Here is a 26,936-nt window from a genome sequence, read left to right as displayed (position 1 = left end):
CTTTTTTCTATTTTGGGTCGTGTTTCGAAACCGGGGACGGCCGTCACTCGCCGAGCATTACGCTCGGCGAAGGATGGTCAGTGATCGGGCACTTTGCATATAGGTGGTCTGGATTTGGCGCGAGTGCAGCTCAGCGTCCGAGGTATCGCAGATCACCGACCATTTCCCACCTTCCGGTAGCCGGTAACGGGTCGGGATACTGGAATGGTTGATCAGATACAGCAGCTCTTCACCGTGTTTATACAAGCCAAGATACAGCGCAAAAGCTTCCAGCCCCTGCCAGTCTTCGGCACTCATATGCTGGCCATTGGAGCGCCGCCAGTGGATCCGGTGGTGGCCGCGATCTTCTCCGCTGAAGGCCCGGATGAACGGGCTCATCCACTGTTTCCGGGCGGCAATCATCTGCGCCAGCCAGTCGCGGAAACTTTCACTGTCTTCGGATAAATGCCAGTTTGCCCAGCTGATCGCGTTATCCTGGCAATAGGCGTTGTTATTCCCGTCCTGGGTGTGTGACAGGCTGTCCACCGCCAGAAGATGCGGGATACCGAAACTGAACAGCAGGGTAGCCATCAGGTTGCGCTTTTGCCGCTCCCGCCGGTACAGCACCGACTGACGGGTCGTTTCTCCTTCAATGCCCTGGTTATTGGAGCGGTTGTCGCCGTGGCCGTCGCGGTTGTTCTCACCGTTGGCCAGATTGTGCTTGTGGTTGTACGACACCAGATCACGCAGGGTAAAGCCGTCGTGGTAGCTGATAAAATTTACCGGCAGTTTATCGGGCCAGCAGCCGGCACTGAACAGATCGCGGGAGCCCATGATTCGGGTCGCCAGCTCTTTGATTTGGTTTTGCTCGTTGAGCCAGTAGCTTTTTACGGTGTCGCGGAATTTATCATTACACTCATTCCAGCCCCGCGGGAAATGCCCGAGTTGATAGCCGTTCGGACCGACATCCCACGGCTCGGCGATGAGTTTGACCTGGCGCAGTACCGGATCCTGAGCAATGGCTTTGAAAAAGGCGCTGTGGATGTCGAACTGCTCCCGGTGTCGGCCCAGGGTCGCAGCCAGATCGAACCGGAAACCGTCAATCTGGTAGTGAGTCACCCAGTGGCGCAGGGTATCTAGTACGATGTTCAGGCTTGGCTGGTAGCTGAGATCCAAGGTATTGCCGCAACCGGTAAAGTTGACGTAATCCTTACCGCTGTTGAGCAGGTAATGGCTTTTGTCCAGACACTTGAAGTGAAACTGCGGCCCGCCTTCGCCCCCCTCGGCAGTATGGTTGAACACAATATCCATGATGACTTCGATGCCGTGTTGATGCAGCGTTCTCACCATGGTTTTCATCTCGGTGACAGCATCGTGTACGGCATAACGGGGCTCCGGTGCCATAAAGCACAGGGTGTTATAGCCCCAGAAATTCACCTTGTTCATCTTCAGCAGGTGAGGTTCGGACATACAGGAGGTGACCGGCAGCAATTGCAGGCTGGTGACTCCCTGGGCTTTGAAAAACGCGATCATTTCCGGCTGGCACAAGCCGAGGTAGGTGCCGCGGTAGTGGGCATCGATCTCGGGGTGTTGTTTGGTGAACCCTCTGACATGGGTTTCAAACAGAATGGTTTCCTCATACGGCACTTGCGGGTGCGGCGTATTTTGCCAGTCAAAGTCATGACTGGTGACCACAGCTTTGGCAAACTTCCAGCTGGCTTCTGCAGAAAACGGTTCGGTGTAGTGGGGCACTTGATTGAGCGCCTGGGCGTACGGGTCCAGGATCAGGCGCGAGCCGTTTTTTTCCTGGACTTGATAGCCATACACCTGTCCGGCTTTGATCCCCGGAACAAAGGTATAGCGAATGCCCATTTTCTGATGGTCTAATTCAATGACGGTTTTATTATTCTGATCATCGAAAAGAATTAATTGAATGTTGTTACTTTCCGGGCAGTGAATTGAAAAATTACAACCGTGATCACATAATGTAGCCCCTAAAGGATAAGGCTGAGCTAATTTAGCGAACATCTACGACTTCTCTTTTTATATTTCTTGCGGTTTATACCTGTTATTAAATCGGGAAAATAGCCACAGTCAAGGGATGATTTTTTTTGAAAAAAATTAAATGTTGATGCGATAACTGTTTTTTTCATCCTGATTAAAATTAAGTGACATAGCTCTTAATTTTCTTTTTCATTCTGTATTTTTCTTACAGGCTTACGCCTAATCTTCGTGATGCGCCTCACGAATCATGTCTACGCCTACGCGCCTACGCCCTGCTCCTCCTCCTGGCTACGCCGGGGTTCAGGAGGATGCGCCTTCCTGACTGAAAGCTGAATATGAGTCCCGAAAAGACTGCTTCGCCGCAGTCGAATACAAAAATTAGAAGGGACATTCCTATGAAACACAAGTTAGTACCTGTAGCAGCGGCATTATTGACAGCACTTGCTTCCGGGCAAGTTGCAGCGGAATCAGCAACGGATGTTATTTCTGATGGTTGGGAAGTACATGGTTACGGCTCGATGAATTATCGTATGGTCGAGGGTGAAACCATTGATACCGAATATGGCAAACCGGATTATAAATCGGCAGGCACGCACGGTAAAAGTACTAACCAAGTCGAATTCGTTGTGAAGAAACACACAGAACATCAAAATGGTGTTTGGTCTGACTTCGTGGTTCGTTCCGAATTCGGTAATGGTAACTCCTACGCATACACTTCTTCTGGCAGCCAGAAAGAAAACACCAAAGCCCAGTTTGAAGTGAAAGAAACCTTTGTTGAAATCGGTGGTTTGCCGTACCTGGGCGACGACACCTCGATTTGGGCGGGTCAGCGTTACCTGAACCGTGCTGCGGGTCTGCTATCTGGTGAGTTCTGGAAACAGTCTTCTGGTGTGGGTGCAGGTATCCAGACCAAACTTGGCGGGAATACTGCGGGTATCGCAGTGGTCTCGGCTGACCCGGATGCAGGTAAAGCTGAGCCAAATGACGAGCGTAGCACGCTGACGTCTCTGGACTTCTACTACTACGGCGTAGAAGCTCTGGGCGGTCGTTTTGACTTCGACCTGAAACTGATGTCTCAGGCAAACCAGGAGTCTGATTCTGATAGCGGTATTGGCGCAGCGATTACCTATAACCGCGACTACTACGGCCTGGATGGCTGGACACAAACGGCGATTGCTTACGGTGAAGGCATTGCCCAAAACCGTGGTGTGAACTTCGGTGGCTGGAGCGGCGGTAACGACGACGCGCAGTCTCTGTTCATCACTTCATACGGTGTGCTGAACATTACTGACAAGCTGCAAATGGGTTCTGAGCTGACTTACATCGGTGCTCTGGACCAGTTGTTTGGTGCAGAAGATTTGAAACGTTACCTGATTGCAGTTCGTCCATCGTACAAAGTGAACGATAACCTGCGCCTGGAAATGACGGCATCTTACGGCCATGAAGAAGGGAAAGATGGTTACTGGAACCGTACGGGTGATGCGGTAGAAAGTGATATCTACAACCTGGAACTGGCTTCTGCCTTCACCGTGAACGCAGATTACTTCGGCCGTCCGCAAATCAAACCATACGTGAGCTATGTGAAAGCGGATGATCAGGCAAGTGCGGATATTATCGGCATCAAGAGCGGCGACAACGACGTAGTTGTGGGCGTTCACACTGAAATCTGGTTCTAAACCGGTTCAGGATCAAGGCAGCCCTCGGGCTGCCTTTTTGAGTATGTATCTATGCCTTTTTGCTGGCGTTCTGAAAGCCATCACCAGAGAATGCATACATAGATACCCAAGTGTCGTTTCGGGCAGGAGAACAAGAATGAAGATGATAAAAACCACGCTGGCTGCGGTTCTGGTCGCGAGTTTACTGGGTTGTGCGGCTTCCCCGACAGCGCAGGAAAACAAAACCGTGACGATTGCCCAAGCCCCGTGTTGTGAGTCCTTCCGGGAATTTGCCTGGGTGCCGATGCAAGGGGATGAGATTGATTTCGTGGTGGATGCGTATTCACAGGTGGGCCAGTTTGAAGATGGTAAAAGCTATTTTTCCGCCTTTGCTCTACCGGCCAATGTGGAACGGATGCAAGTCACGCTCAATAGCTGGATGAAATCGGAAGGGGTGTTTGCGCCGAAGGTCTTGCTGCTGGATCCGAATTTCAAGCCGGTTAAAACCATTGCCCTGGATGAATTTACCGTCGCCCCGTCGAAGATGTTCAGCCTGAGCAGCTATCAGCACCGATTCACGATGGATCAGGCAACCACGCCGTACCTAGTGGTGTACTCGCCGCTTGAGTACCGAAAAGAGGCCATCACCATTCCACATCCGGAGCGTCTTCGCGCCGAAGAGCTCGGTCTGGCCCGGCCGATGGTGACTGACCCGGTGATTGAGCATCAACGGTTCGGCTCTTTAACGTTGGATCTGAAGGCGCTGAACATGCGGGCGTACCGTGTTGGAGAGACGCAACCATTGCCTCAGCCAGCAGCAGTACCAGCAACTGCACCGATATCAACAGCTGTGCCTGCGCCGATACCAACAGCTGCGCCGACGGTGAAGCCTGTTGCGGCACCGGTCACATCAGGCCCAGCGATGCTGGCAGAAAGTGAAGCCTTCTATAACACTCAGATCAAGGCGGCCGTGGCGAAAAATGATATCCAAAAAGCCCTCAGATTGATGGAAGAGGCGAAACGCGCCGGATCGACCACCGCAGAAGCGACCTTTATTGAACTGATGCGAAAATAGCGTGCGAACAGCAACATTCCTATCGATTGGGACCGGCAGGGCTTGGCGCTGCCTGTTCCGACATCTTCTTCCCATCTTTTAGCCTGCCTGAGAAATACGGATATGAGTCATCTCAACGCTGCCAGTACAAAGCATAAATATGTAGTCTACCAAGTGTTTACTCGGTTGTTCGGAAACAAAAACCGTACCAATAAACCCTGGGGCACCCTCGAGGAGAACGGTGTCGGAAAATTCAGTGATTTTACCGACACGGCACTGCAAGCGATCCGGGAGCTGGGCGTCACACATTTGTGGTACACCGGTGTGCCGCATCATGCGCTGGTCGCCGATTACAGTGCGTTCGGGATCCAGTCCGATCACCCGAGTGTGGTCAAAGGCCGTGCCGGTTCGCCGTATGCGGTGAAAGACTATTACAACGTCAACCCGGATTTAGCGGATGATCCGGCCGACCGCCTGGCTGAATTCCAGGCGCTGATCGCACGCACGCACCGTCATGGGCTGAAAGTGGTGATCGATATTGTGCCCAATCACGTCGCGCGTCGCTACCAGGGGCTCACCAACCCGAAAGGGGTGGAAGATTTCGGTGCATCTGACGATACGAGCCTGGCGTATCATCGCGACAATAATTTTTACTACATCCCGAATGAAGGGTTTGTCGTACCGGATCCGGAAAACGGTTATCAGCCGCTGGGCGGTGAGGCACACCCGGCACTAGCGCAGCCATACCAGGAATATCCGGCCAAATGGACCGGCAATGGCTCCCGCTTGGCCAAACCGGCTTTTGATGACTGGTATGAAACGGTCAAGGTGAACTATGGTATCCGTCCGGATGGCAGCAAAGACTTCGCTGAGCTGCCGCCGGGGTTTGCCGGGCAAAGTACGCAAGCCCATGCCGCATTCTGGCAGGCGCAGTCTGTGCCGGATTCCTGGCAAAAGTTTCGGGATATCGCGCTCTACTGGCTGGCGATGGGCGTCGATGGTTTTCGCTATGACATGGCCGAGATGGTGCCGGTTGAATTCTGGAGCTATCTGAACTCGGCCATTAAGCAGGCCAATCCGGATGCCTTCTTGTTGGCTGAGGTGTATCAGCCGGATTTGTATCGCGATTATATCCATCTCGGCAAAATGGATTACCTGTATGACAAAGTCGATCTGTACGACACCCTGAAGGCGGTTCTCCAGGGCCATGGTTCGACGGATGCCATCGCGGTGGTTCAGGAGCAGATGCTGGATATCGAGCACCACATGCTGCATTTCCTCGACAATCACGATGAACAGCGTCTGGCCCATGAAGCGTTTGCCGGAGATGCCCGCAAAGGCAAACCGGCGATGCTGGTGTCGGCAACGCTGAGCAACTCGCCGACCATGGTGTACTTTGGTCAGGAAGTGGGGGAAGCGGCGACCGAAGATGCCGGATTCGGCCTCAAGTCCCGCACGACAATATTTGATTATTTCGGGGTACCGAGCCACCAACGTTGGATGAACGAAGGGCGCTTTGACGGCGGGCAGTTGAGCGATGGTGAAAAAGATCTCCGTGATTTTTACAGTCGTTTGCTGAACTTCACCCTGGACAATTCCGCCATGTTGGGCGAGTACCGGGAAATTCACCGTGAGAACCGTGCGTCGAATGCTGCTTATCCGGAGTCACTGTTCTGCTTCAGTCGTTATGACGGCGCGCAGCAGCTGTTGATGGTGGCAAACTTCGCTGATACGGATTTGGGCTCTGTGCCGATTCAGCTACCGCCGTCACTGGTTGATAGCTGGCAGTTGCCGGATGGCGAGTATACGCTGGTCGAACAGCTCTACGGTGATGAGCGCATACCGCTTCAGACTGTGCAGACCCGGGGAGAGATTGTGGTTCGGATGCCGGCACTCGGTGCGAAAATCTATCTGCTGGAACGTCGCTGAGACGGAAAGTACCCTTAATCCTGGAGTTGATGATGAGAGCCGCTGACCTGAGTGCAGCGGCTTTTTCATGCTTATTTTTTATCGGGTTGATGATCATCGGCGGGGAAGTAAGGTGTACACCAGCCACGATCCTGGATATACCAGGTGCAATGACCGGATGCCATTGCGAGATTCGCAAACAGTAAGCTGACAGCAATGAAGAGTGCTTTAACTTTCATCATTCATTTCCTCGTCAAGTGTAACCGCTATTCAGTGAACACATTTCTTTTGCGCGGTTTGACACAAAAGCCTGTCTGTTGGCATTAAGTCTAGTCGCATTCTTCTGGCGATGAGTCATCGGCAGTTCTCTATACTGAGTGAATAAGCAGAACAGGGCGTATGACGTCTGTAATCAATATGTCGGTTTGACCATTTCTTGCTCGAAGCGTCTGAAATGATCGGTGTTTATGCGTATGGTTTGCTTTCCTTTGAAGTCAAAGGGTTTATCACTAGGGTTCTGGGTTGATGAAAGATAACTAAGAAGTTAACCCTGCGGAAAAGTGACAATTTTTGTCAAATTATGTGTTTTTTCATAAGTCTGACTTAAAAATCGGGTAAGGTGGGTATAATTTTACTTTTAGCACGTTTACAGACAGGAGCGGCGTATTGAATACAGAGTTGGGTCTACAATTGACGACAGAGTTGGTGATGTTTGGCATGGCGGCGCTGATCGCGTTGGGGATTTTATTGCACCAGCCGTCGAAAACCCTTGGCGTCCCTTCGTTGTTGATTTTTATCGGCATCGGGCTGCTGTTTGGCAATGGTGAATTTAATTTTGTTTATGACAATTTGACACTGACGTCATTGATCGGGACGATGGCACTCAATGTCATTGTGTTTGTCGGTGGGTTAAATACGTCAAAAAAGAGTATCGCCGTCGCTTACAAAGAAGGGGGGATCCTCTCGACTTTGGGTGTGTTGTTCACCACGGTGATTTTTGGCGGCATGCTTTATTTTATCGTCGATTTCGATTTGTTGACCTGTCTGTTATTTGCCGCGGTCGTGTCATCAACGGATGCCGCTGCGGTGTTCTCGATTCTGGAGTCGAAAAAACTCAAGCTGAAAGAAAATACCGATACCGTACTGGAGTTTGAATCGGCCACCAATGACCCGGTTGCCTTGCTGCTGGTGGCGATTCTGACAGAAATGATCCTCAGCACCGGGGCCACGAAAAATGCCGCCGACATTGGTCTGGAACTGGCGCAGCAAATTCTGGTCGGTGGCCTGATCGGTTATCTGGGTGGCTTGATGTGTATCCGGTTGTTGAACCGGATCAAACTCGAAGAGTTCGGGTTGATCCCCATTTTCATCCTGGCCTGTTTTGTGATGTCGGCCTACGGCAGCGAGCTGCTGGGCGGCAATATTCTGATTGCCTCGTATATTGCAGGGGTCATGATTGGGAACGAGTTAAAGCGTGGCAAAGTTGTCAGCCGTCATTTTTTCAACAGCCTCTCCTGGCTGGCACAAGCGCTGATGTTTGTGATCCTCGGTTTGCAGTTTTTTCCGGCAGCGTTGGTCGGCGATATGCTGGTGGCGATTCTTCCGGCGTTGCTACTGATGTTCATCGCCCGGCCGTTGGCAATCTTTCTCAGCTATCTCCCGTTTCGCAAGGCCAGTTTGCAGAAACGTCTTTTTATTTCGGCGATTGGCCTGAAGGGAGCGACCCCGATTGTGTTCGCCTTAATCCCGGCTGCGGCCGGGGTGCCCGGCGCACAAACCATGATGCACATGGTGTTCTTTATTGTGCTGATTTCGGTGTTTGTCCAGGGATGGGCGATCGACCCGCTGGCGAAAAAATTGAATCTGAATCAGTCCTGATCTTCGGTCGGGAGAATGAAAACGGCGAAGGGAAATCCTTCGCCGTTTTTGTTTGTCCTACAAACTGTGTATCGGTTCACAGTGTTGCCCGAAACTGCCGGGGGGCGTAGGGCGGGGGAGGATGCTCATCCCGGGGGCGGAGGGGGACAATACAGGGGTTCAAAAACAATAACTAACAGACTCTCAATAACGGAAATCGACTATGAAACGTGTGCTGAAAACGCTGACGCTCTGCTCTTTGACCACTGCTTTGGCATTCCCGTTTGCCGCCTCTGCGATGCAGGAAGGCGAGCTGCTGATCTGGATTAATGGCGATAAAGGCTACGAAGGCCTGGCTGAGGTGGGGCGTCAGTTCGAAGAAGACACCGGCATCAAGGTAAACGTCCAGTACCCGGAGTCGCTGGAAGCCAAGTTCCAGCAAGTGGCCGCGACCGGTGGTGGTCCGGACATTATCTTCTGGGCCCATGACCGTTTCGGCGGCTACGCCAAAGCCGGCCTGCTGGCGGAAGTGAACCCGTCTGCGTCCTTTAAACAGAAGTTGGTCGATTTCAGCTGGGATGCAGTGACCTATGAAGGCAAGCTGGTGGGTTATCCCGTAGCGATTGAATCTCCGTCATTGATTTACAACAAAGACCTGCTGCCTGAGCCGCCGAAAACGTGGGAAGAATTGTATGCCATCGATAAGGCGATGAAAGCCAAGGGTAAGACCGCCATCATGTGGGATGTGAAGAATGCCTATTTCACCTGGCCAATGATCTCTGCCAACGGCGGTTATGCGTTTAAGAAAACCGAAACCGGTTTTGACGGCAAGCAAGTCGGGATCAACAGCGACGCTGGCGTAGCGGGCCTGAGCTTCCTGGTGGGCCTGGCCAAGAAAAATGTGGTGTCTCCGGACATGGACTACGCGGTATCCGAAGCCGAATTTAACAAAGGCAACGTGGCCTTGACTATCAATGGTCCTTGGTCGTGGGGCAACCTGGAAAAATCGAAGATCAACTATGGTGTGGCGGTTTTCCCGACCCTGAACGGCGGTGCTTCTAACCCGTTTGTCGGGGTGCTGAGTGCCGGGATCAACGCGGCCAGTCCGAACCAGGATCTGTCGGTGGAGTTTTTGGAAAATTACCTGCTGACGGATGATGGTCTGAAAAAAGTCAACGATGACAAGCCATTGGGCGCGGTGACGCTGAAATCTTTCCAGAACGAGCTGGCAAAAGACAGCCGGATTGCAGCAACCATGACCAACGCACAAAATGGCGAGATCATGCCGAATATTCCGGAAATGACTGCTTATTGGTTCGCCGAAGGCGCGGCGATTGAAAATGCACTGCTGGGCCGCCAGAGCGTGAAAGATGCGCTGGATACAGCGGCCAAGCAAATCAAGTAACAGGGATTTCACCTGAGTGGACACAATGCGCAGCTTGCTGCGCATTGTGCGTATTTCGGGCCGGTAGATTGCGGACTTGCGATTCCGGCTTGCTGGCAAGAAGGATAATGAAGACGTGAACGGGTTAACAGCGATGCCATACAGCGAGACGCTGTATGTAAAAGGCACCTTCAATGGCTGGGGCAATGATACGCCGATGCATTACATGGGCGACGGCCAGTATCAGGCCGTGATTTGTTTGCCGGCCGATCAGCATAGTTTCAAAATTTCCGACCAGGCAGGAAGCGAGCACCTGACGTTTTCCGCTGACAAATACAAAGCCATGCCGTGCCAAGTGGATCAGGCTCAGGCACTGGTTCCGGCCAAAGGGATCGGGAATGATCTGACGTTTCTGGCCCCGGCAACCGGGCTCTATACCCTGACGTTGACCGTGGTCGATGCACAAGCGCCGCTGCTGCTGATTGGCCTCGGCGGCGAAAATCGGGATGCTGCGCCGGAGCGGGCACTGTTTTCCGGTGAATTTCCGATCACGGCCGGGCAGGCTGCCCTGCAAGACAAAGCTGCGCCGGTACTGGCGCCAACCGAACTGTTCAATCAACTGGCAATTAGCGAGACGGCTGCCGCGCCGTTTGTCTTCGGCGATAATGTTGACGGTTACTACGAAGGGGCGACCCATGGCTTTGTGGCCGCGGGGAAATACCGCCACCAGCAAGGCTGGTATCTGGGGACTTTCGCTGCCTTCGTTGGCGATCAACTTTTGGATAAAACAGCGGCCAGTCAGGCGGATATCCTGCCGTATGGTGTCACTCACCATTTCGACTCGGGGAACAGCGACACCCTGATGTTGCTGTCCCAGCAACGGGCTGCAGCCCTGACGGTTCGCGCTGATCAGCCGGCGGCGCTGGCTATCGCGCCGCAGTTGAACCTGGCGATCAATGCCTCAACGGTGAAAGCCTTTGAGGGCGGTGTGGTGTATGCGCTGGCGCCGGAATTGCGGCAGGAAGCGACACCTTCATTTATTGCAATCACGGCCAACCGGCCGTTCCGTTGTCGGGAAGTCACGTTTGCTGAGGTCCCGGCGCTCAATGAGGTGGTGCACCTGAGCGGCACCCATGTCAAACCGATGCTGGAGTCCCTGGCGCCTGAAACGCAGATGACCGTCTACCTGACCTTTGCCGGCAGCGAAGATGAGGCGATTGCCGCCGCGCAAGCCTTGGTGGCGGAAGATGGTTATACCCGCCATCAGCAGCAGGTGTATGACATGTTGACCCGATCGTATCTGTGGACGTCGGACTCGGACTATAACCGGACGCTGATGTGGGCCAAAGCCTCGGCGAAAGTCTTTGTGTCCAATGAATACGGGAAGGGGATCTGGGCGGGTTTGCCTTGGTTTAAAGATTGCTGGGGACGGGATTCGTTTATCGCGCTGTCGGGCACCTGCCTGGTGAACTGCGATTGTGAAGATGCCCGGGCGATTATCGACAACTTCTCAACCATGCAGCAAACCGATCCGACCGATATCAATTTTGGCCGCATCCCGAACCGGGTGACCAGCCTGACCAATATGATTTACAACACCACGGACGGCACGCCCTGGATGGTCCGGGAGATCTGGGATTACCTGCGCTACAGTGGCGATGCGGACTATGCACGGACGATCTATCCGGTCGTTCAGACCTATATCGCCGGCATTGAGAAAAACTACCTCGACGCCCATGGCCTGATGGCCCACCGGGATCCGGATACCTGGATGGATGCCAAGCTGGAAGGCAAGTTGCCGTGGTCGGCCCGTGGCAACCGGGCAAACGATATTCAGGCACTGTGGTATACCAGCCTCAAGGTAGCGGTTGAGTTGGCACGGCTGAACGATGACCGCGATGGCGAGCTGCATTATCAACAACTGGTCGATCGGGTACAGGCCAGCTTCCAGACACTGTTCTGGGATACCGACCAGGAGATTCTGGCCGATCGCCTGCACGCAGATAACAGTCGTGACCTGCAGGTTAGACCCAACCAGCTGATGGTACTGACCGTGCCGTTTGAGGGCGATCTGCTGGATCAAGCCATTGGTGCCAAAGTGGTCAAAAATGCGGTCAGCGAGTTGCTGTTCCCGTGGGGGATCACCTCGTTGTCGCAAAAGGATCCGCACTTCCACCCGTATCATGCTAACCGGGCGGAGTATCACAAAGATGCGGCGTACCATAACGGCACGATTTGGGGTTGGAATGCAGGCTTTACCGTCAGCAGTCTGATTGCGTACGGCTATGCTGATTTTGCTTACCAGCTGACCCAAAACCTGTCGCAGCAAATTTTGACCTTGGGTCATCGCGGTGCCATGAGCGAAAACCTGGATGCATTCTTAACTGAGCAAGGCGCCCTGACGACGTCCGGCACCTACGCGCAGGCCTGGTCAGTGTCTGAGTTTACCCGCAACGGGTATCAGGATTATCTGGGATTCCGGCCCGACCTGATGGCGCGTCAGCTGACACTGGCACCCTGCTTACCGTCGGCCTGGCAGACGTTTGATGCGGTGTTAAGTTTCGGACAAACGCAAGCGCAAGATGACCCGGCATCGCTAGAGGTTCGATTTGAGCGCTGTGGGGCGCAGCAGGTGTATCAGTTGCAGCTGAATGCCTCGGCTGCCGGTGCCGCTGCTGGTGTTGGTGTCGAGCAACTGGTGTTGATCCTGACCGGTGCAGACTGTGCCAAATATCAGCTGGTGCTGCCTGCCGATACGCAGCCATTGACGGTGAGTTTTGATCCGGTCACCGTTCATGCGGCAGTGAACGGGCAGGAAGTCAACCTGGCATGTATTCAGCCGAGCTATCAGGCCGTGATGGGGGATCTTTGCTTTGCCGAACCGGAGACCGGACGAACTTTTCCGGTGTTGCAGTCACCGCATGTCCTGCAGCGTCTGGTGGAGCGTAGCGATCTGGCCCAAGCCACGGACTAAGGTGCTAATGTTGGCTGCATCGTCAGGTCACATATCGTCAGATCAAATTGCCATGTAAAAGCGCAGCCCTCGGGCTGCGCTTTTTGTTCGGTCGTCGGTTGCTTTCCCGGTTGCCTGGTGGTCGGGCAGCATCACTGGCGGTGCCAGTGTGGAAGCCGTAGATTGCGGCTACTCGTCTAAAAACACTTTGCCTTCAATCGAATAAGGCTCGTTGTCGTCGTACAGGTGTGTATCCCCCTTTAACTTTTTGACTTTCGCTTCAAGTGCTTTGGCCTCCTGATAGTCACCTTCCTGATACGCCATGTAAATGCGTTGCTCGAGATCTTCAATTCGGTCGTGGCTGCTCATCAAATGATCCTCCATCAACGATTCGTTTCTCTCAACCGGGTTTCAAAGACAGCGGTCTGTCCGACCGGCATCTTTAAGTTTAGCCGTGACCGGCAGTGAGGACATAAAAAAGCGCTGCCCGGTTGAGCAGCGCAAACATGAAAGTAAGGGAAAAGGAGGGAATCAGAAATTAAACGCCCGGCTCCTGGTACAGGCGGCGGCAGGCACGGCCATCGCTGTGGAACAGGTGACAGCGGTGCGCCGGGATACCGACTTTGTAGCTATCTCCGACTTCGACCGGTAGCGTATCCGGGCGGCGGTAGATGAAATCAGCGTCCATATGTTCCAGGTTCAGGTAGGTTTGGGTTTCATAGCCCAGTTTTTCAACCACCTGAACTTTGCCCTCAACGCAGGCATCGCCTTCGTCACAAGGCACCAGGTGTTCCGGTCGGATCCCCAGCGACATGCGATCGCCTTTGTTGACTGTGGTGCCGTCAACCGGGATCCAGAAGCTTGCACCGTTCGGCAGTTGCACCATCACGCGCTCGTCTTCGGCCTGTTCAATCGACACACTCATGAAGTTCATTTTCGGCGAGCCGATGAAACCGGCGACAAAACGGTTTTGCGGGTAGTGGTACAGCTCCAGGGGTTTACCAACCTGGGAGACAAAACCGCCATCCAGGACCACGATTTTCTGGGCCATAGTCATGGCTTCGATTTGGTCGTGGGTTACATAAATCATGGTGCAGCCCAGTTGCTTGTGCAGTTTGGCAATTTCGATCCGCATCTGCACCCGAAGTGCCGCATCAAGGTTAGAGAGCGGTTCATCAAGCAGGAATACATTCGGCTGGGAAACCAGAGTCCGGCCAATGGCAACACGTTGGCGCTGGCCACCGGAAAGGGCTTTCGGTTTACGTTCAAGCAAGTGGCCCAGTTGCAGAATATCTGCCGCATGGTCAACACGCTTCTTAATTTCGGCTTTGTCGGCTTTGGCCAGCTTCATCCCGAAAGACATGTTGTCGAACAGGTTGAGGTGCGGGTACAGTGCGTAAGACTGGAACACCATGCCGACCCCGCGCTGGGATGGCGGGACGTCATTCATCCGCTCTTCACCGATGTACAGATCACCCGACGTGATATCTTCCAGGCCGGCAATGCAGCGAAGCAGCGTTGATTTACCACAACCTGACGGCCCTACAAAAACCACGAATTCGCCTTCAGCAATATCGAGATCCACATTTTTGGATATCAGGTTATCTCCATATGCTTTACATACATTTCGTAACGTGACACTTGCCATCAAGCCTATTCCTCTAAGTTCGTTGTTGCCTGCAAGGTACCTTGCGTGGGAATGATATTCATGCTGTACCTTGCCGGTAAAGAATTTTTCGGCAGTAGAGAAGAAAAAGAGCGGGTAGCGGGTATTCACTCAGGCAGTGGAATGAATCGCTACCCTGACTAAAGCCGGACTACTTACTTCCCCAAGAAGTAGTGCGGTACTGTCGTTTCCAATAAAAAAGAACAAACTGTGAAAGTGATACCAATCGCCGTAACTAACTGGTCATCCTAGCTTGTTAAAACGCTCGATAACTGCGTTAGAATTTTTGATTGTAGAGTAACTACTTATCTAAAAATTCTGCCTTGTTCTCAAGCTTTTTTCCGACGCTATTTCTGACCACTGATTCACTGTGATTGGTATTCATTGCATCGTGCAAACAGTTAAAACATCTTCATCTACCCCATTGGGTATGGTGCTATTTTTACCCAGCTCAACAGGGGAAACATCCTCCTTGCGAAGAAATTCGCAGGGGGATGAGGGGGGGAGGAGTGCTTGGATCACACTTTGTTGTTAACTCAGCTGATGTTGCAATTTGAACGCAGTACCATGTGCGTTGCATCACAATCAAGTGTCGTTTTTAGATCTGCGTCACTCATCGAAACGACAGAGATCACGCTTTCAAATCTGAGGGTTAGGGGGCGTAGGACTCAGGATGATGTTGAGTGCTGATTACTGGTGGATGATACAGACTGCAAATTGCGCTGACAGAGATGACTCTGCAGCAGACAAATAACAATCACGAAGGATGTTAACAATGAAGAAAGTCCTCAGCACTGTCGCTTTTTGTACCCTAGCCGCACTTGGCTCTGTAAATGCACACGCCGCGATTGAAGAAGGTCAACTCACCATTTGGATCAACGGTGACAAAGGCTATAACGGCCTGGCCGAAGTGGGTAAGAAATTTGAAGCAGACACAGGGATTGCAGTGACGGTGGCGTTCCCGGACGGCCTGTCTGAAAAATTCCCGCAAGTTGCTGCGGCCGGTGACGGCCCGGATATCGTGTTCTGGGCACACGACCGCTTCGGTGGTTATGCCAAATCCGGCCTGCTGGCAGAAATCAAGCCGTCTCAGGAAGTGAAAGACAAAATCATCGACTTCACCTGGGATGCCGTGAAATACGACGGTAAGTACATCGGCTACCCGATCGCGGTTGAGGCACTTTCTCTGATTTACAACAAAGACCTGGTTCCGAACCCGCCGAAGAACTGGGAAGACATGGAAGCGCTGGACAAGAAACTGCAGAAAGATGGTAAGAAAGCCATCATGTGGAACCTGAAAGAACCGTACTTCACCTGGCCGGTCCTGTCTGCAGACGGTGGTTACGCGTTCAAATTCACCGCCAACGGTTACGACGTGAAAGATGTCGGTGTGAATAACGCCGGTGCCAAGCACGGCATGAACTTCATCAAAGCGCTGATTGACAAGAAAGTGATTTCACCGGACATGGACTACAGCATCTCTGAAGCGGAGTTCAACAAAGGCAACGTGGCGATGACGATTAACGGTCCTTGGTCTTGGGGCAACGTTGAGAAGTCTGGTATCAACTACGGCGTCACTGTGCTGCCGAAACTGAACGGCAGCCCATCGAAGCCATTCGTCGGCATCCTGACTGCGGGGATCAGCTCTGCATCACCAAACAAAGATCTGGCGGTTGAGTTTATCGAAAACTACCTGCTGACCGATGAAGGTCTGGGCATGGTGAACGATGACAAACCACTGGGTGCCGTGGCACTGAAATCGTTCCAGAGCAAACTGGACAATGACTCACGCATCGCTGCAACCATGGATAACGCCATGAACGGCGAAATCATGCCGAACGTGCCTCAGATGACGGCATTCTGGTATGCCCAGGGCAACGCAATTAAAAACGTTGTTGACGGCCGTCAGGATACAGATGCGGCACTGAATGACGCTGCGCGTCACATGCTGAAGTAATTTTTTCCGGGGAGGGTGTTCCTCCCCACCTTTCTTTTGTCATTTTTGCTAGGAAGGAGCTGAGATGCAGTCAGTTCAAGGTGCAGGGCTTTTAGAATCCCAACAAGAAGACCCGAAATTTAACTATCGCAAGTGGCTGAAATGGTCGCTGCTCGGCATGATCGGTGCGGTCAACGGTTATGCCACTATCCTGATGTACGCGCAGGGCGAAATCCCGTTTGCACTGCTTACAGTTGTTCTTACCGCACTGGCTCTTTATATCTTCGGCAGTAAACGAACTTACGCCCATCGTTATATTTTCCCCGGGATTGCCGGGATGTTGATTTTCATTATTTTCCCGCTTGTTTATACCGTTGGGTTGGCATTTACCAACTACAGCGCATCGAACCAGCTCTCCCTGGACCGGACACAGGCTGTTCTGCAACAGCGGTCTTTCCAGTCGGGTGAAAGCTATCGGTTTGATCTGTATAAAGTTGAACACGGGCATCAGATTGTCATCAAGGACGGCAGTGTCTTGTTGGCCTCGGATGTGTTTGACCTTACTGCACCAAGCACCATGAACCTGCGTGAGGTCACGGCAGTTCACGGTGAAAAAGAAAAGATTAAAACCATTGTCAACAACCGCGACAGCTTGTCTCAGGTTGAGCTGCTGATGCCGGACGGCCATGAAATCACCATGAGCGGCCTGCGTAAGTTTGCGGCAGAAAAACCACTGTTTACCCTGCAGGATGATGGCCTGACCCTGCTCAATAACCAGACCCAACAGCTGTATCAACCCAACATGGCCATTGGTTATTACCAGCCGGTTGATGCCGACGGGAACTTTGTCGACAAGCCGATTTCTCCTGGATTTGTGGTCGGCGTTGGTGGGGCCAACTTCGAGCGCGTACTGACGGATGACGGGATTAAAGAGCCGTTTGTCGGTATCTTCATCTGGACAGTTGTCTTTGCCTTTCTGGCCGTTGCCCTGACCCTGGCGGTCGGGATGGTGCTGGCCTGCGTAGTCCAGTGGGAGCCGCTGCAAGGGAGTGGCATCTACCGTGTGCTGCTGATCCTGCCGTATGCCGTCCCGTCGTTTATTTCGATTCTGATCTTCAAGGGGCTGTTTAACCAGAGTTTCGGTGAAATCAACATGATGCTTGATGCGCTGTTCGGTATCAAACCGTCCTGGTTCTCTGATCCAGTGATGGCCCGGGTCATGGTGGTGCTGGTGAATACCTGGCTGGGCTTCCCTTACATGATGATCTTGTGTATGGGTCTGCTGAAATCGATCCCGGACGATCTTTACGAAGCATCCGCCATTGATGGTGCCGGTCCGGTGCAGAACTTCTTCAAGATCACCCTGCCGATGCTGATCAAGCCGATGACCCCGCTGCTGATTGCCAGCTTCGCATTTAACTTCAACAACTTTGTCATGATCATGCTGTTGACTTCCGGTGGCCCGAATATGGTGGGTACGTCTGAGCCGGCCGGTTATACCGACTTGCTGGTGAGCTACACCTACCGTATCGCCTTTGAAGGGGGCGGTGGCCAGGACTTCGGTCTGGCGGGTGCAATCGCCACGATTATCTTCCTGATGGTCAGTGTGATGGCATTGCTGAACCTGAAATTCACAAAGTCGACCCTAGAGCAGGATTAAGGAGAAACGTCATGCCAATGGTTCAACCAAAATCTTTGAAGTACCGGGTATGGGCGACCCATATCGGACTGTGCCTGTTCCTGGCGATGATCCTGTTCCCGCTGCTGATGATTATTGCTATCTCGCTGCGTGAAGGGAACTTCGCCAGTGGTGAGCTGATCCCAAGTAACCCGACGCTGGATCACTGGCGCCTGGCGCTGGGCTTCTCAGTGACCAATGCTGACGGTAGTGTCACACCGCCACCGTTCCCGGTCCTGCTGTGGCTGTGGAACACCGTCAAAGTTGCCGGGATCACGTCGATTATCATCGTTGCCCTGTCAACTACCAGTGCCTATGCCTTTGCCCGCCTGCGTTTTAAAGGCAAGAGCACGATTCTGAAAGGGATGATGATCTTCCAGATGTTCCCGGCGGTTCTGGCGCTGGTGGCACTGTACGCCCTGTTTGATCGCCTGGGTCAATACATTCCGTTCCTGGGCCTCAATACGCATGGCGGCCTGATCTTCTCCTATCTCGGTGGGATCGCACTGCACGTCTGGACGATCAAAGGTTACTTCGAAACGATCGACGGCTCACTGGAAGAAGCGGCAGCCCTCGACGGTGCGACGCCGTGGCAGGCATTCCGTCTGGTACTGCTGCCACTGTCGGTGCCGATTCTGGCCGTAGTGTTTATCCTGTCGTTTATCGGGGTAGTCACAGAAGTCCCGGTTGCCTCTTTGCTGCTGACGGATGTCGATAACTACACCCTGGCGGTCGGGATGCAGCAGTACCTGTATCCGCAGAACTATCTGTGGGGCGATTTCGCTGCGGCGGCCGTGTTGTCTGCGATTCCAATCACCACAGTATTCCTGATGGCTCAGCGCTTCCTGGTGGGGGGGTTGACATCGGGTGGTGTGAAAGGCTGATCTCGCCTCCGGCAACGAGACATTCATTTTCAAAGGCTTACCTCCAGGGTAAGCCTTTTTATTTTGGTGATTGCCTCAGCCAGGATCATTTTTTGGTCATGTTTCAGGGTTAGTCTTCGTCGGTTGCGTGTGGTTGCGGGGGAGCTTTGCCATAAACGCACCGGATTCCGGCCATGCTTGCTTTTGAACGGACTGTTTTTATGGAAGAAAAAGTCGCCCCTCCATGCATTCTGAGCGGATTAACGGGCTCGCATTCAGGTTCGGTTTTGCTAAGTTATGAATAATTGAGGACTGAGTTCCAGACCGGTGTAATTATTCTTCATATAAAATAATGGTGCTGACCGGATCATTTTGCTTGTAACCGTGCGTTGGGTTGCTGGTATAATGCGTAGAAGGCATTTATTCTGCCAAATAGCGAATTGATAATAATAATGCTCACTTCACTTATGGTGAGCAGCTCCCGGGTATAGTCCTGATGATGGTTTGGCCGCCGATCCGTTGGGAAGTCACTGTACTCAATTGATATTGGCGTTGCTGCATAGCTGGACTTACATTTTGCTGTAAAGGGAAAGGTAAGTTGAATTGGTAACCGAAACCCGATGTTGTCATCGGGTTTTTTTATGTCTTCAGCTGGCGATCTGGTTACGACCGGCCTGTTTGGCTTGGTATAAGGCTTCGTCGGCCGCTTTCATCACCGCGGTTGGATGGGTATCCGGGAAGCTGTCAGCGACCCCGATACTCACGGTCACCTGGACCGTGTCTTTGGCGGCTTTCTTGCCGCGTTTGGCGGCGCCTTGCTGATCATTGTCGTCTCGGCTGTCGTATTGGCGCAGCGTCATTTCGTAGCCAGCGATGGTTTCCCGCAAGGTTTCCAGATAGGGAAGGCACTGCGCTTTTTCTTTCCCCTTGAACAGCACCGTAAATTCCTCCCCGCCATAGCGGTAGACTTCCGCGCCGCCCTTGATGGTCTGCATTTTCCGGGCGACCAGTCGAAGGACGTCGTCACCGGTTTTGTGGCCATAGGTGTCATTGAAGGCTTTGAAATGGTCGACATCGACCATGGCCAGGGCATAGTTGCGACCTAAATGTTTCAGCTCCGTTTCCAGCGCACGGCGACCGGGGATCCCGGTCAGCGGGTCGATGTAGGCCAGCTCGTGGCTGCAGCTGATCAGATTAAGCAGCAGGAGCACTCCGGTGACGGAAAATGCCACAGCGGAGATGTATGCCTGCTGAAATGTGGCAAATGTGATCCCGGCAAACAGCAGGCAGGTGAAAATGGCCTGATCATGGCTCTGATTGCGTTTAAGTACCGCGGAACCGCAGGCGAGGCAAATGCCGAGATAGAGCAGGAGCAATAAAATGGGTAAAGGCGACAGGGATTTCAAGGTGAAGAAATAACTGTCCCAGAGCTCGGGTAGGGGATGTCCGGCAAAATGATTTACGACCAGGGCTCCCCATCCCAGTTGGGCACCGAGAAACAGTAAATAACCGCTGCCGAAGCGGGAGAACAACCGTCGCTCAGGCAGGATATGGACTTGGAGCAGGTTGAGCGGCAGCAAGGTAGCCAGAAGCAGGTAAATCAGCCGGGTTTGTGCATTGCTCAGCGGAGATTGCAAATAGGTCTGAATGATATAAAACGCAATGACCATCATTAACGCCGTCAGGGCAGTCTTGCCCTGATTGAAGGGCTGGCTGAGGAGGATCACCAGCCCAAGCAATACATATGGCAATACCAACAACAGTTCCTGGTAGTGTGCAAACACCGCTAGCACCGACTCGAATGACATAAGCATTAAAGCCGCGAGAACAAGCGGTGTGCCGAAGCGCACTCCGGCATTTCTGAACTGGGCGAATGAGATGGTCGGCATGACTACAGATTTCTGGTTGCAGGCACCGGATACAGTGCCTTTATCTTACTATCGTCAATTCCTCATTTATCTTTACAAAGATTTGAAAAGAAAAGGAAATAATTTTCTCACTTGTGCTTCGGACAAGTTTTCCACACAGTCAATATTGCGCTCGGGAATGCCTTCCGGATCCGGGTAATGCTTCAGGACTTTTTCAACGCTGGCTTCGCGGATCAGGTGAAAAATCGGAAACGGTGAACGGTTGGTGAGGTTTTCTGCGTCATCCGGAGCCGTCCCATAAAAGCAGTAATTCGGATGGAAACTGGCCACCTGATAGGTGCCTTCTTTGCCGAGTTGGTGAAGCAGGGCGTCCACGAGATCAAGAAACTGGTTGTAGTCCTCAAATGCAGCGAATAAAACTGGCGTGACAACCAAGGTCGTGTCCAGTGCCTCGGCCGGCGTGTCATCCAGCGTTTTGATTTCCTGATAGATATCTTCCAGCAGGTCGGCTTCCGTGGCGGCATCGCTGACGTGAATTTTAATCTGTTTGTTGCGGTTGGGCTTGGCGGCGAACGGGCACAGGTTCAGGCCGATGACCACATCTTCCAGCCACTGTTGAACTTGTTGGGTAACGTCTGATTTATCGATGGTCGACATGGGTAACTCAATGTACTGCTAAAACAAGAGGAATGGGGTAAGAGTAACAATATTGTGCGAGAAAGAAAGTGGAACCAGCGGGAAGGGATAAAAAAGGGCCGGTATAGACCGGCCCTTGATAAAAAGTAGACAGTGAATCAAGCGATTAAGCTTTCTCTTCTGTCGGCTGTTCAGTCTTTGGCGCTTCGGCCTGTTGCTCATCAACCAGCGGCGGGAAGGTCTTCACAGGTTTCGCAACCAGCTGGCGCGTTGCAGTACGAACTTCAGCCAGTTTCACTTCAAACATGTCACCCAACTGAAATTCACGGACGTTATCGATGTTGATCACGCCGAGATCACCGTTGCACTCGATTCGTTTTTTGTTATCCATGATCAGCGGGCCCGGAATGAACGCGGCAGCGCCGTTTTCAATCAGGCGTACACGCATCCCGGCACGGTTGATGTCGAATACTTCTGCGGTAAAGACCGTCTCATCTTTAACGGCGTCTTTCAGCAGACGAACGTACAGCCAGTCGGCCACATCACGCTCAGCCATACGGTGGTGACGACGGTGGTTGGCAATCTCTTCCCCGACTTCATCATCCGGCACCTGGCTCGGCTCAAGGCCGCTGATGACAGCTTTAAGCAGGCGGTGGTTGATCATGTCGCCGTACTTACGAATTGGCGAGGTCCAGGTAGCGTAAACATCCAAGCCCATGGCGTAATGCGGTGCCGGCTTGTTCCCCACTTCGCTGTACGCCTGGAACTTACGCAGGCGGTTGTCCAGGTAGGTGGTGTCCAGGGCGTTCAACCAGCGACGCAGGGAGCTGAAGCCGTCCAGTGTCAGCAGTTGTTCTTTCTCGAACGGCGCTTCGGCTTCGGTCAGGAAGTCCATGGCGGCATCCAGTTTTTCCGGATTGAAGCCGTTGTGGTAGTTATAAACACCAAAACCAAACTTCTCTTGCAGGACACGGCCGGCACAGATGTTCGCCGTGATCATGGCTTCTTCAATCATGCGGTTGGCCGTCCGGCGCGGGTCGGTGTGGATTGCGACCACATCGTTGTCTGCGCTCAGTTCGAAACGGTAGTCGGGGCGGTCCGGGAAGACGACGGCGTTGTTGGCACGCCATTCGCTGCGAGCATTGGCAAAACCATGCAGGGCATCGATTTGCTGACGGATCACATCGCTTGGGGCCCAGCCTTCGGCATTGCCGTGCTCCAGCAGATCAGACACGTTGTCATAAGACAGGCGGCCCTGAGATTGGATCCAAGCCGCGAAGAATTCGATATTGTCCTGGATCACGCCATCTTTATCGACGGTCACCTGGCAGCACAATGCCGGGCGTTTTTCGCCTTCCATCAGTGAACACAGCTCGTCGCTCAGTTCACGCGGCAGCATCGGGATGTTACGGCCTGGCAGGTAGATGGTGAAACCACGTTGACGGGCTTCTTTATCCATGCTGTCGCCGACAGTGATGTAAGACGTTGGATCGGCGATGGCAACGGTAAGCTCAAAGCTGCCGTCTTCTTTGGCGACCGTATAGAGCGCATCGTCCATATCTTTGGTCGATTCACCATCAATGGTAATGAATGGCAGGTCGGTCAGGTCGCGACGCTCCAGGCCTTCTTCCAGCATATTCCAGCTATCTTGCGGCGCCGGCTCGGCGTTTGGCAGGTCATGGCGGGCCAGGGTAACCCACCACGGGGCAATCTTGTCATTACTGTCAGTGATCTTTTCTTGCACTTCACAGAAGAACGTTTTGTTGTCGCCGACCAGCGGGTGACGTGTCATGTTCGCAACAACCCAGTCGCCTTCCTTAAGTAGCTCTGGGTTCAGGCCTTTCATGGCACGGGCTTTAATCGCATCTTTGAGCTGCGGGTGATCGGGCACAACATGCAGACGATCGCGGATCAGTTTGATGCGGCCAATAAAGCGAGTCATACATTGTTCGACCAGCTCTTGCGGCTCTGCAACTTCACGTTCTTTTTCAGTCCGAATCACGGCAATCACACGGTCACCGTGCATGACGTTTTTCATGTAGTTTGGCGGAATGAAAAAGCTGTCTTTGCTGTTGTCGATCTCCAGAAAACCAAAGCCGCGGTCGGTGGCTTTAATGGTGCCTTCTTTTTTCGGCAAGGTTTCCTGAATTTGCTTTTTTAGCTGTGCTAATAGTGGATTGTCTTGAAACATTATACCCGGTCTCAGATTGTGAACCGACACACTATAAGGCCTTCGTGCTTTAAAACCAAGGGCAATCCCTGACAGAAGCGGCGAATTCTCTCCCTGTCTGCCGTATGAAAGGCTATAAAAAGGAGGCGGCAGGATCCGGCGATACTTGCTAATCTCAAGGAAGTGAGCGGGAATTGATTCAATGTGAACACAATTGATTAATAAATAGGTGTTTGAAAGTTAATTTGTGACAACGCTCAATTTTTTCTGGCATTTTATCAAGTAAACGCGCACAATACGCGCCTCAAAGCCGAGGCCCATGCTTGTGGTTGCTGTTGTAGAACCGTTTAAAGCAAAGGGGCCCGTTTTTTTTTAGATCACATATTGGGATCCCAATGCAAGAATCTGTTACAGAATTTCGCCAGTTAGAACTGGCCGACACACTACTATCCGCACTTGACACTATGGGCTTCGTTGCGCCGACTCCTATTCAGGCGGCGTCTATTCCTCTTCTCTTAACGGGTACTGATGCGCTGGGTAAAGCGCAGACGGGTACCGGTAAAACTGCGGCCTTCTCTCTGCCGCTGCTGAACAAGCTGGATCTGGACCAGCGTAAACCACAAGCAATTGTAATGGCGCCGACGCGTGAGCTGGCCATTCAGGTTGCAGCTGAAATTAAAGTGCTTGGTCAAAACATCAAGGGCTTGAAAGTTCTGGAAATTTACGGTGGTGCATCGATCGTTGATCAAATGCGCGCACTGAAATCAGGCGCTCACATTGTTGTGGGTACACCGGGTCGTGTGAAAGACCTGATCTCCCGTGATCGCCTGCACCTGGACGAAGTACACACCTTCGTTCTGGATGAAGCCGACGAAATGCTGAAAATGGGCTTCGTTGACGACGTCACCTGGATCATGGAGCAAGCGCCTGAAACTGCACAGCGCGTGCTGTTCTCAGCCACCATGCCTCCAATCGTCAAAGAAATCGTCGATCGCTTCCTGCGTGAGCCTGCGCGTATCGATGTCGCCGGCGAAAACCGTACGGTTTCTAAAGTGGAACAGCAATTCTGGGTCGTGAAGGGCGTCGAGAAAGACGAAGCCATGATGCGTCTGCTGGAAACTGAAGATACTGACGCGTCTATCGTGTTCGTTCGTACCCGTCAGGATACCGAGCGTCTGGCGGACTGGCTGTCTGCCCGCGGCTTTAAAGCTGCTGCTCTGCACGGTGATATCCCGCAGTCTCTGCGTGAGCGTACCGTTGAACACATCAAGCGTGGTGTGATTGATATCCTGGTAGCAACGGACGTTGTTGCCCGTGGTCTGGACGTACCGCGTATTACGCACGTATTCAACTACGATATCCCATTCGATGTTGAATCATACATCCACCGTATCGGTCGTACAGGCCGTGCCGGTCGTAACGGTAAAGCGATCCTGCTGGTTCGCACCAACCAGATCCGCATGCTGCGTACTATCGAGCGTGTGACTAAGTCTCGCATGGAAGAAATCCAACTGCCGATGCGTGATGTTGTTGCTGAAGCGCGTCTGAGCCGTCTGGGTCAGGAGCTGGAAGCACAGAAAGAAGAAGCAAGTCTGGAATCTTTCGTTGAGCTGGTTGAGAAGCTGCAGGAAAGCATCGAAGTTGATGCCGCAACTCTGGCTGCGATGCTGCTGAAACGTCAGCAGGGTAATCGTCCGCTGTTCTACAAAGGCCCGGACCCAATGGTTGCTGCCATCGAGCGTGAGAAGCAGCGTCGTGATCGTCGTCGTGAAGATGGTGACCGCGGAGACCGTGGCGAGCGCCGTGAGCGTCGTACCTTCAACACTGCTGATTGGGATACGTACCAACTGCAGGTTGGCCGTGAGCAAGGTGTTCAGGTGAAAGACATCGTTGGCGCGATTGCGAACGAGCTGGGTCTGAACAAAGACAGCATCGGTGCAATCAAACTGGCGCCTGAGCACACCTATGTTCAGCTGCCGAAGAAGATGACCAGCGAAGTTGTGTCACAACTGAAGAAACTGCGTATTCGTCAGAAAGAAGCGCAAGCGGTTGTTGTTGAAGATGACGTGCTGCGTGAGCACCGTCGTGGTGGCCGTGACGGTAACCGAGATGGGAATCGTGGCGGTTACCGTGGCAACCGTGATGGTAATCGTGAAGGCGGTCGCGGCCGTCGTGAAGGCGAGCGTCGTTTTGACCGCAACCGTGGTGGTGATCACCGTGGTAGCTACCGTGGTGAACGTAACCATGGCAACGGTAACGATCGTCGCCGCACTGAGCGCAGCAGCAAGCCACGTTTCGAGGCTTAAGTTTCGACAGTTCGCATCATCGCGTAATCTTTTTAAAAACCGGTCAGTTTGCTGACCGGTTTTTTTATGCCATAAATTTATATCAAATATTTCCTTTCATCTCGGCTTACAGCATGTCTTGGAAATGCCTCGCAAATGTTTAAAACTGTCAATTCCATCGATAATCATTAAGGCATAATCGCTCGCAGATTTAATTGAATATGGAACAATATATGCGCGCGAAAGATTTGGTTCTGACCCTGTTTGGGATGAAAGCTTTTCAACCTGAGCAAGGTGTTTGGGAAGAGCAATATCAAAATAACCAGTGGCAACATTTGCATCAAATCGGCGAATTGGCACATTACAATGTGATTCGTGGTTATATTCGTTTCTTCAAACCCGGGGCAGATATTCTGGATATCGGATGCGGGGAAGGGGTATTAAATCGGGAAATGAGTCGCTCCGATTACCATTATTACCAGGGGATCGATTTCTCCGATACCGCGATTCATAATGCCAATGCCAGCCTGAAAAACGAAAAAACCTCCTTTGAACAAGCAGATGCTCATGCCTACCAGCCTGATCGTCAATATGACTGTATTGTGTTTTGTGAAAGCCTGAACTGTATCAATAACCCGGATCAATTAATTGCCCGGCTACGTCAGTATTTAAAACCGGACGGTATCATTATTATTTCCCTCTATCGCCAGTTGTGGGTCGACCGATTAACCTGGCGCAAAGTTCAGCAGGGGTTAACTCTCATTGACCAAACCTTGGTTCAAAATGGCAGTGGCCAGGCCTGGACCTGCAAGGTCTTTAAACCTGAGTAAAAATGATCCGGCACTTGTGATATTCATTAAGAGTGCCGGAAATAGACCATTTAATTTAATTCACTGTTTTCATTTTAATTCACTGTTTCATTTTAACCCGGGAGCTGGTGAATAAATTTCATCATGCAGCCGGACGGGTAATGATTTCAACCTGATAATTTAAGTCCGATGGTTTAGGCCTGACGAATGAAGCAGATAAAGACGGAAGGG

The 26,936-nt window shown here is 52.4% G+C and carries 18 protein-coding genes; 11 read left to right on the top strand and 7 right to left on the bottom strand.

The window, feature by feature from the left end:
- Positions 1–57: 57 nt before the first annotated feature.
- Positions 58–2,007: a glycogen debranching protein GlgX gene (gene glgX / locus NH461_RS19680; RefSeq protein WP_261604291.1), complete on the bottom strand. Its 1,950-nt coding sequence runs from the start codon at positions 2,005–2,007 to the stop codon at positions 58–60.
- Between the two features lie 371 nt (positions 2,008–2,378).
- Here glgX and NH461_RS19675 point away from each other — a divergent pair, with 371 nt between their 5' ends.
- From NH461_RS19675 to NH461_RS19665, 3 genes are all read left to right on the top strand, one after another.
- The gene (locus NH461_RS19675; RefSeq protein WP_261604290.1) at positions 2,379–3,659 is read left to right on the top strand and encodes a carbohydrate porin; all 1,281 of its coding nucleotides are present in this window, start codon (positions 2,379–2,381) and stop codon (positions 3,657–3,659) included.
- 136 nt (positions 3,660–3,795) lie between these two features.
- The gene (locus NH461_RS19670; RefSeq protein WP_261604289.1) at positions 3,796–4,713 is read left to right on the top strand and encodes a MalM family protein; all 918 of its coding nucleotides are present in this window, start codon (positions 3,796–3,798) and stop codon (positions 4,711–4,713) included.
- Between the two features lie 102 nt (positions 4,714–4,815).
- Positions 4,816–6,621, top strand: a complete 1,806-nt coding sequence (locus tag NH461_RS19665; RefSeq protein WP_261604288.1) for an alpha-amylase family protein — start codon at positions 4,816–4,818, stop codon at positions 6,619–6,621.
- A 71-nt stretch (positions 6,622–6,692) separates the two neighbouring features.
- Here NH461_RS19665 and NH461_RS19660 read toward each other — a convergent pair whose 3' ends face one another.
- Positions 6,693–6,842 carry a hypothetical protein gene (locus tag NH461_RS19660; protein ID WP_261604287.1) on the bottom strand — a complete coding sequence of 50 codons (150 nt, stop codon included), beginning with the start codon at positions 6,840–6,842 and terminating at the stop codon, positions 6,693–6,695.
- A 424-nt stretch (positions 6,843–7,266) separates the two neighbouring features.
- Between NH461_RS19660 and NH461_RS19655 the strand changes: the two genes are divergently transcribed.
- From NH461_RS19655 to NH461_RS19645, 3 genes are all read left to right on the top strand, one after another.
- Positions 7,267–8,478, top strand: a complete 1,212-nt coding sequence (locus tag NH461_RS19655) for a potassium/proton antiporter (protein WP_261604286.1) — start codon at positions 7,267–7,269, stop codon at positions 8,476–8,478.
- Positions 8,479–8,680: 202 nt separating this feature from the next.
- A complete protein-coding gene (gene malE, locus NH461_RS19650; protein WP_261604285.1) occupies positions 8,681–9,862 on the top strand; it encodes a maltose/maltodextrin ABC transporter substrate-binding protein MalE in 1,182 nt (393 codons plus the stop codon).
- Positions 9,863–9,977: 115 nt separating this feature from the next.
- The gene (locus tag NH461_RS19645) at positions 9,978–12,815 is read left to right on the top strand and encodes an amylo-alpha-1,6-glucosidase (RefSeq protein WP_261604284.1); all 2,838 of its coding nucleotides are present in this window, start codon (positions 9,978–9,980) and stop codon (positions 12,813–12,815) included.
- A gap of 168 nt (positions 12,816–12,983) precedes the next feature.
- Here the strand turns inward: NH461_RS19645 and NH461_RS19640 are convergent, their stop codons facing one another.
- On the bottom strand, positions 12,984–13,163 hold the full coding sequence (locus NH461_RS19640) for a hypothetical protein (RefSeq protein ID WP_261604283.1): 180 nt from the start codon (positions 13,161–13,163) through the stop codon (positions 12,984–12,986).
- A 169-nt stretch (positions 13,164–13,332) separates the two neighbouring features.
- The gene (gene malK / locus NH461_RS19635) at positions 13,333–14,442 is read right to left on the bottom strand and encodes a maltose/maltodextrin ABC transporter ATP-binding protein MalK (RefSeq protein ID WP_261604282.1); all 1,110 of its coding nucleotides are present in this window, start codon (positions 14,440–14,442) and stop codon (positions 13,333–13,335) included.
- Between the two features lie 793 nt (positions 14,443–15,235).
- Between malK and malE (NH461_RS19630) the strand changes: the two genes are divergently transcribed.
- The 3 genes from malE (NH461_RS19630) (at position 15,236) to malG (ending at position 18,958) form a co-directional block, all read left to right on the top strand.
- Positions 15,236–16,417: a maltose/maltodextrin ABC transporter substrate-binding protein MalE gene (gene malE, locus NH461_RS19630; protein WP_261604281.1), complete on the top strand. Its 1,182-nt coding sequence runs from the start codon at positions 15,236–15,238 to the stop codon at positions 16,415–16,417.
- Between the two features lie 64 nt (positions 16,418–16,481).
- Positions 16,482–18,056 (top strand): maltose ABC transporter permease MalF, encoded by a 1,575-nt coding sequence (gene malF / locus NH461_RS19625; protein WP_261604280.1) that lies wholly within the window; start codon positions 16,482–16,484, stop codon positions 18,054–18,056.
- An 11-nt stretch (positions 18,057–18,067) separates the two neighbouring features.
- Positions 18,068–18,958: a maltose ABC transporter permease MalG gene (gene malG, locus NH461_RS19620; RefSeq protein WP_261604279.1), complete on the top strand. Its 891-nt coding sequence runs from the start codon at positions 18,068–18,070 to the stop codon at positions 18,956–18,958.
- 626 nt (positions 18,959–19,584) lie between these two features.
- Here malG and NH461_RS19615 read toward each other — a convergent pair.
- The 3 genes from NH461_RS19615 to NH461_RS19605 all read right to left on the bottom strand — a co-directional run bounded on the left by NH461_RS19615 (position 19,585) and on the right by NH461_RS19605 (position 23,632).
- Positions 19,585–20,721 carry a GGDEF domain-containing protein gene (locus NH461_RS19615; protein ID WP_261604278.1) on the bottom strand — a complete coding sequence of 379 codons (1,137 nt, stop codon included), beginning with the start codon at positions 20,719–20,721 and terminating at the stop codon, positions 19,585–19,587.
- 177 nt (positions 20,722–20,898) lie between these two features.
- Positions 20,899–21,462 (bottom strand): DUF1415 domain-containing protein, encoded by a 564-nt coding sequence (locus tag NH461_RS19610; RefSeq protein WP_261604277.1) that lies wholly within the window; start codon positions 21,460–21,462, stop codon positions 20,899–20,901.
- A gap of 145 nt (positions 21,463–21,607) precedes the next feature.
- Positions 21,608–23,632 carry an exoribonuclease II gene (locus NH461_RS19605; RefSeq protein WP_261604276.1) on the bottom strand — a complete coding sequence of 675 codons (2,025 nt, stop codon included), beginning with the start codon at positions 23,630–23,632 and terminating at the stop codon, positions 21,608–21,610.
- A 374-nt stretch (positions 23,633–24,006) separates the two neighbouring features.
- On the opposite strand from NH461_RS19605, the gene NH461_RS19600 reads away from it, so the two are divergent.
- Together NH461_RS19600 and NH461_RS19595 are read left to right on the top strand one after the other, a co-directional pair.
- Positions 24,007–25,917, top strand: coding sequence for a DEAD/DEAH box helicase (locus tag NH461_RS19600; protein ID WP_261604275.1), 1,911 nt, complete (start codon positions 24,007–24,009; stop codon positions 25,915–25,917).
- Positions 25,918–26,129: 212 nt separating this feature from the next.
- A complete protein-coding gene (locus NH461_RS19595) occupies positions 26,130–26,726 on the top strand; it encodes a class I SAM-dependent methyltransferase (RefSeq protein ID WP_261604274.1) in 597 nt (198 codons plus the stop codon).
- Positions 26,727–26,936: the final 210 nt, after the last annotated feature.

It is taken from the genome of Photobacterium sp. TY1-4 (assembly GCF_025398175.1).
Taxonomy (GTDB): Bacteria; Pseudomonadota; Gammaproteobacteria; order Enterobacterales; family Vibrionaceae; genus Photobacterium.
This window is presented reverse-complemented; position numbering and strand designations above follow the sequence as displayed.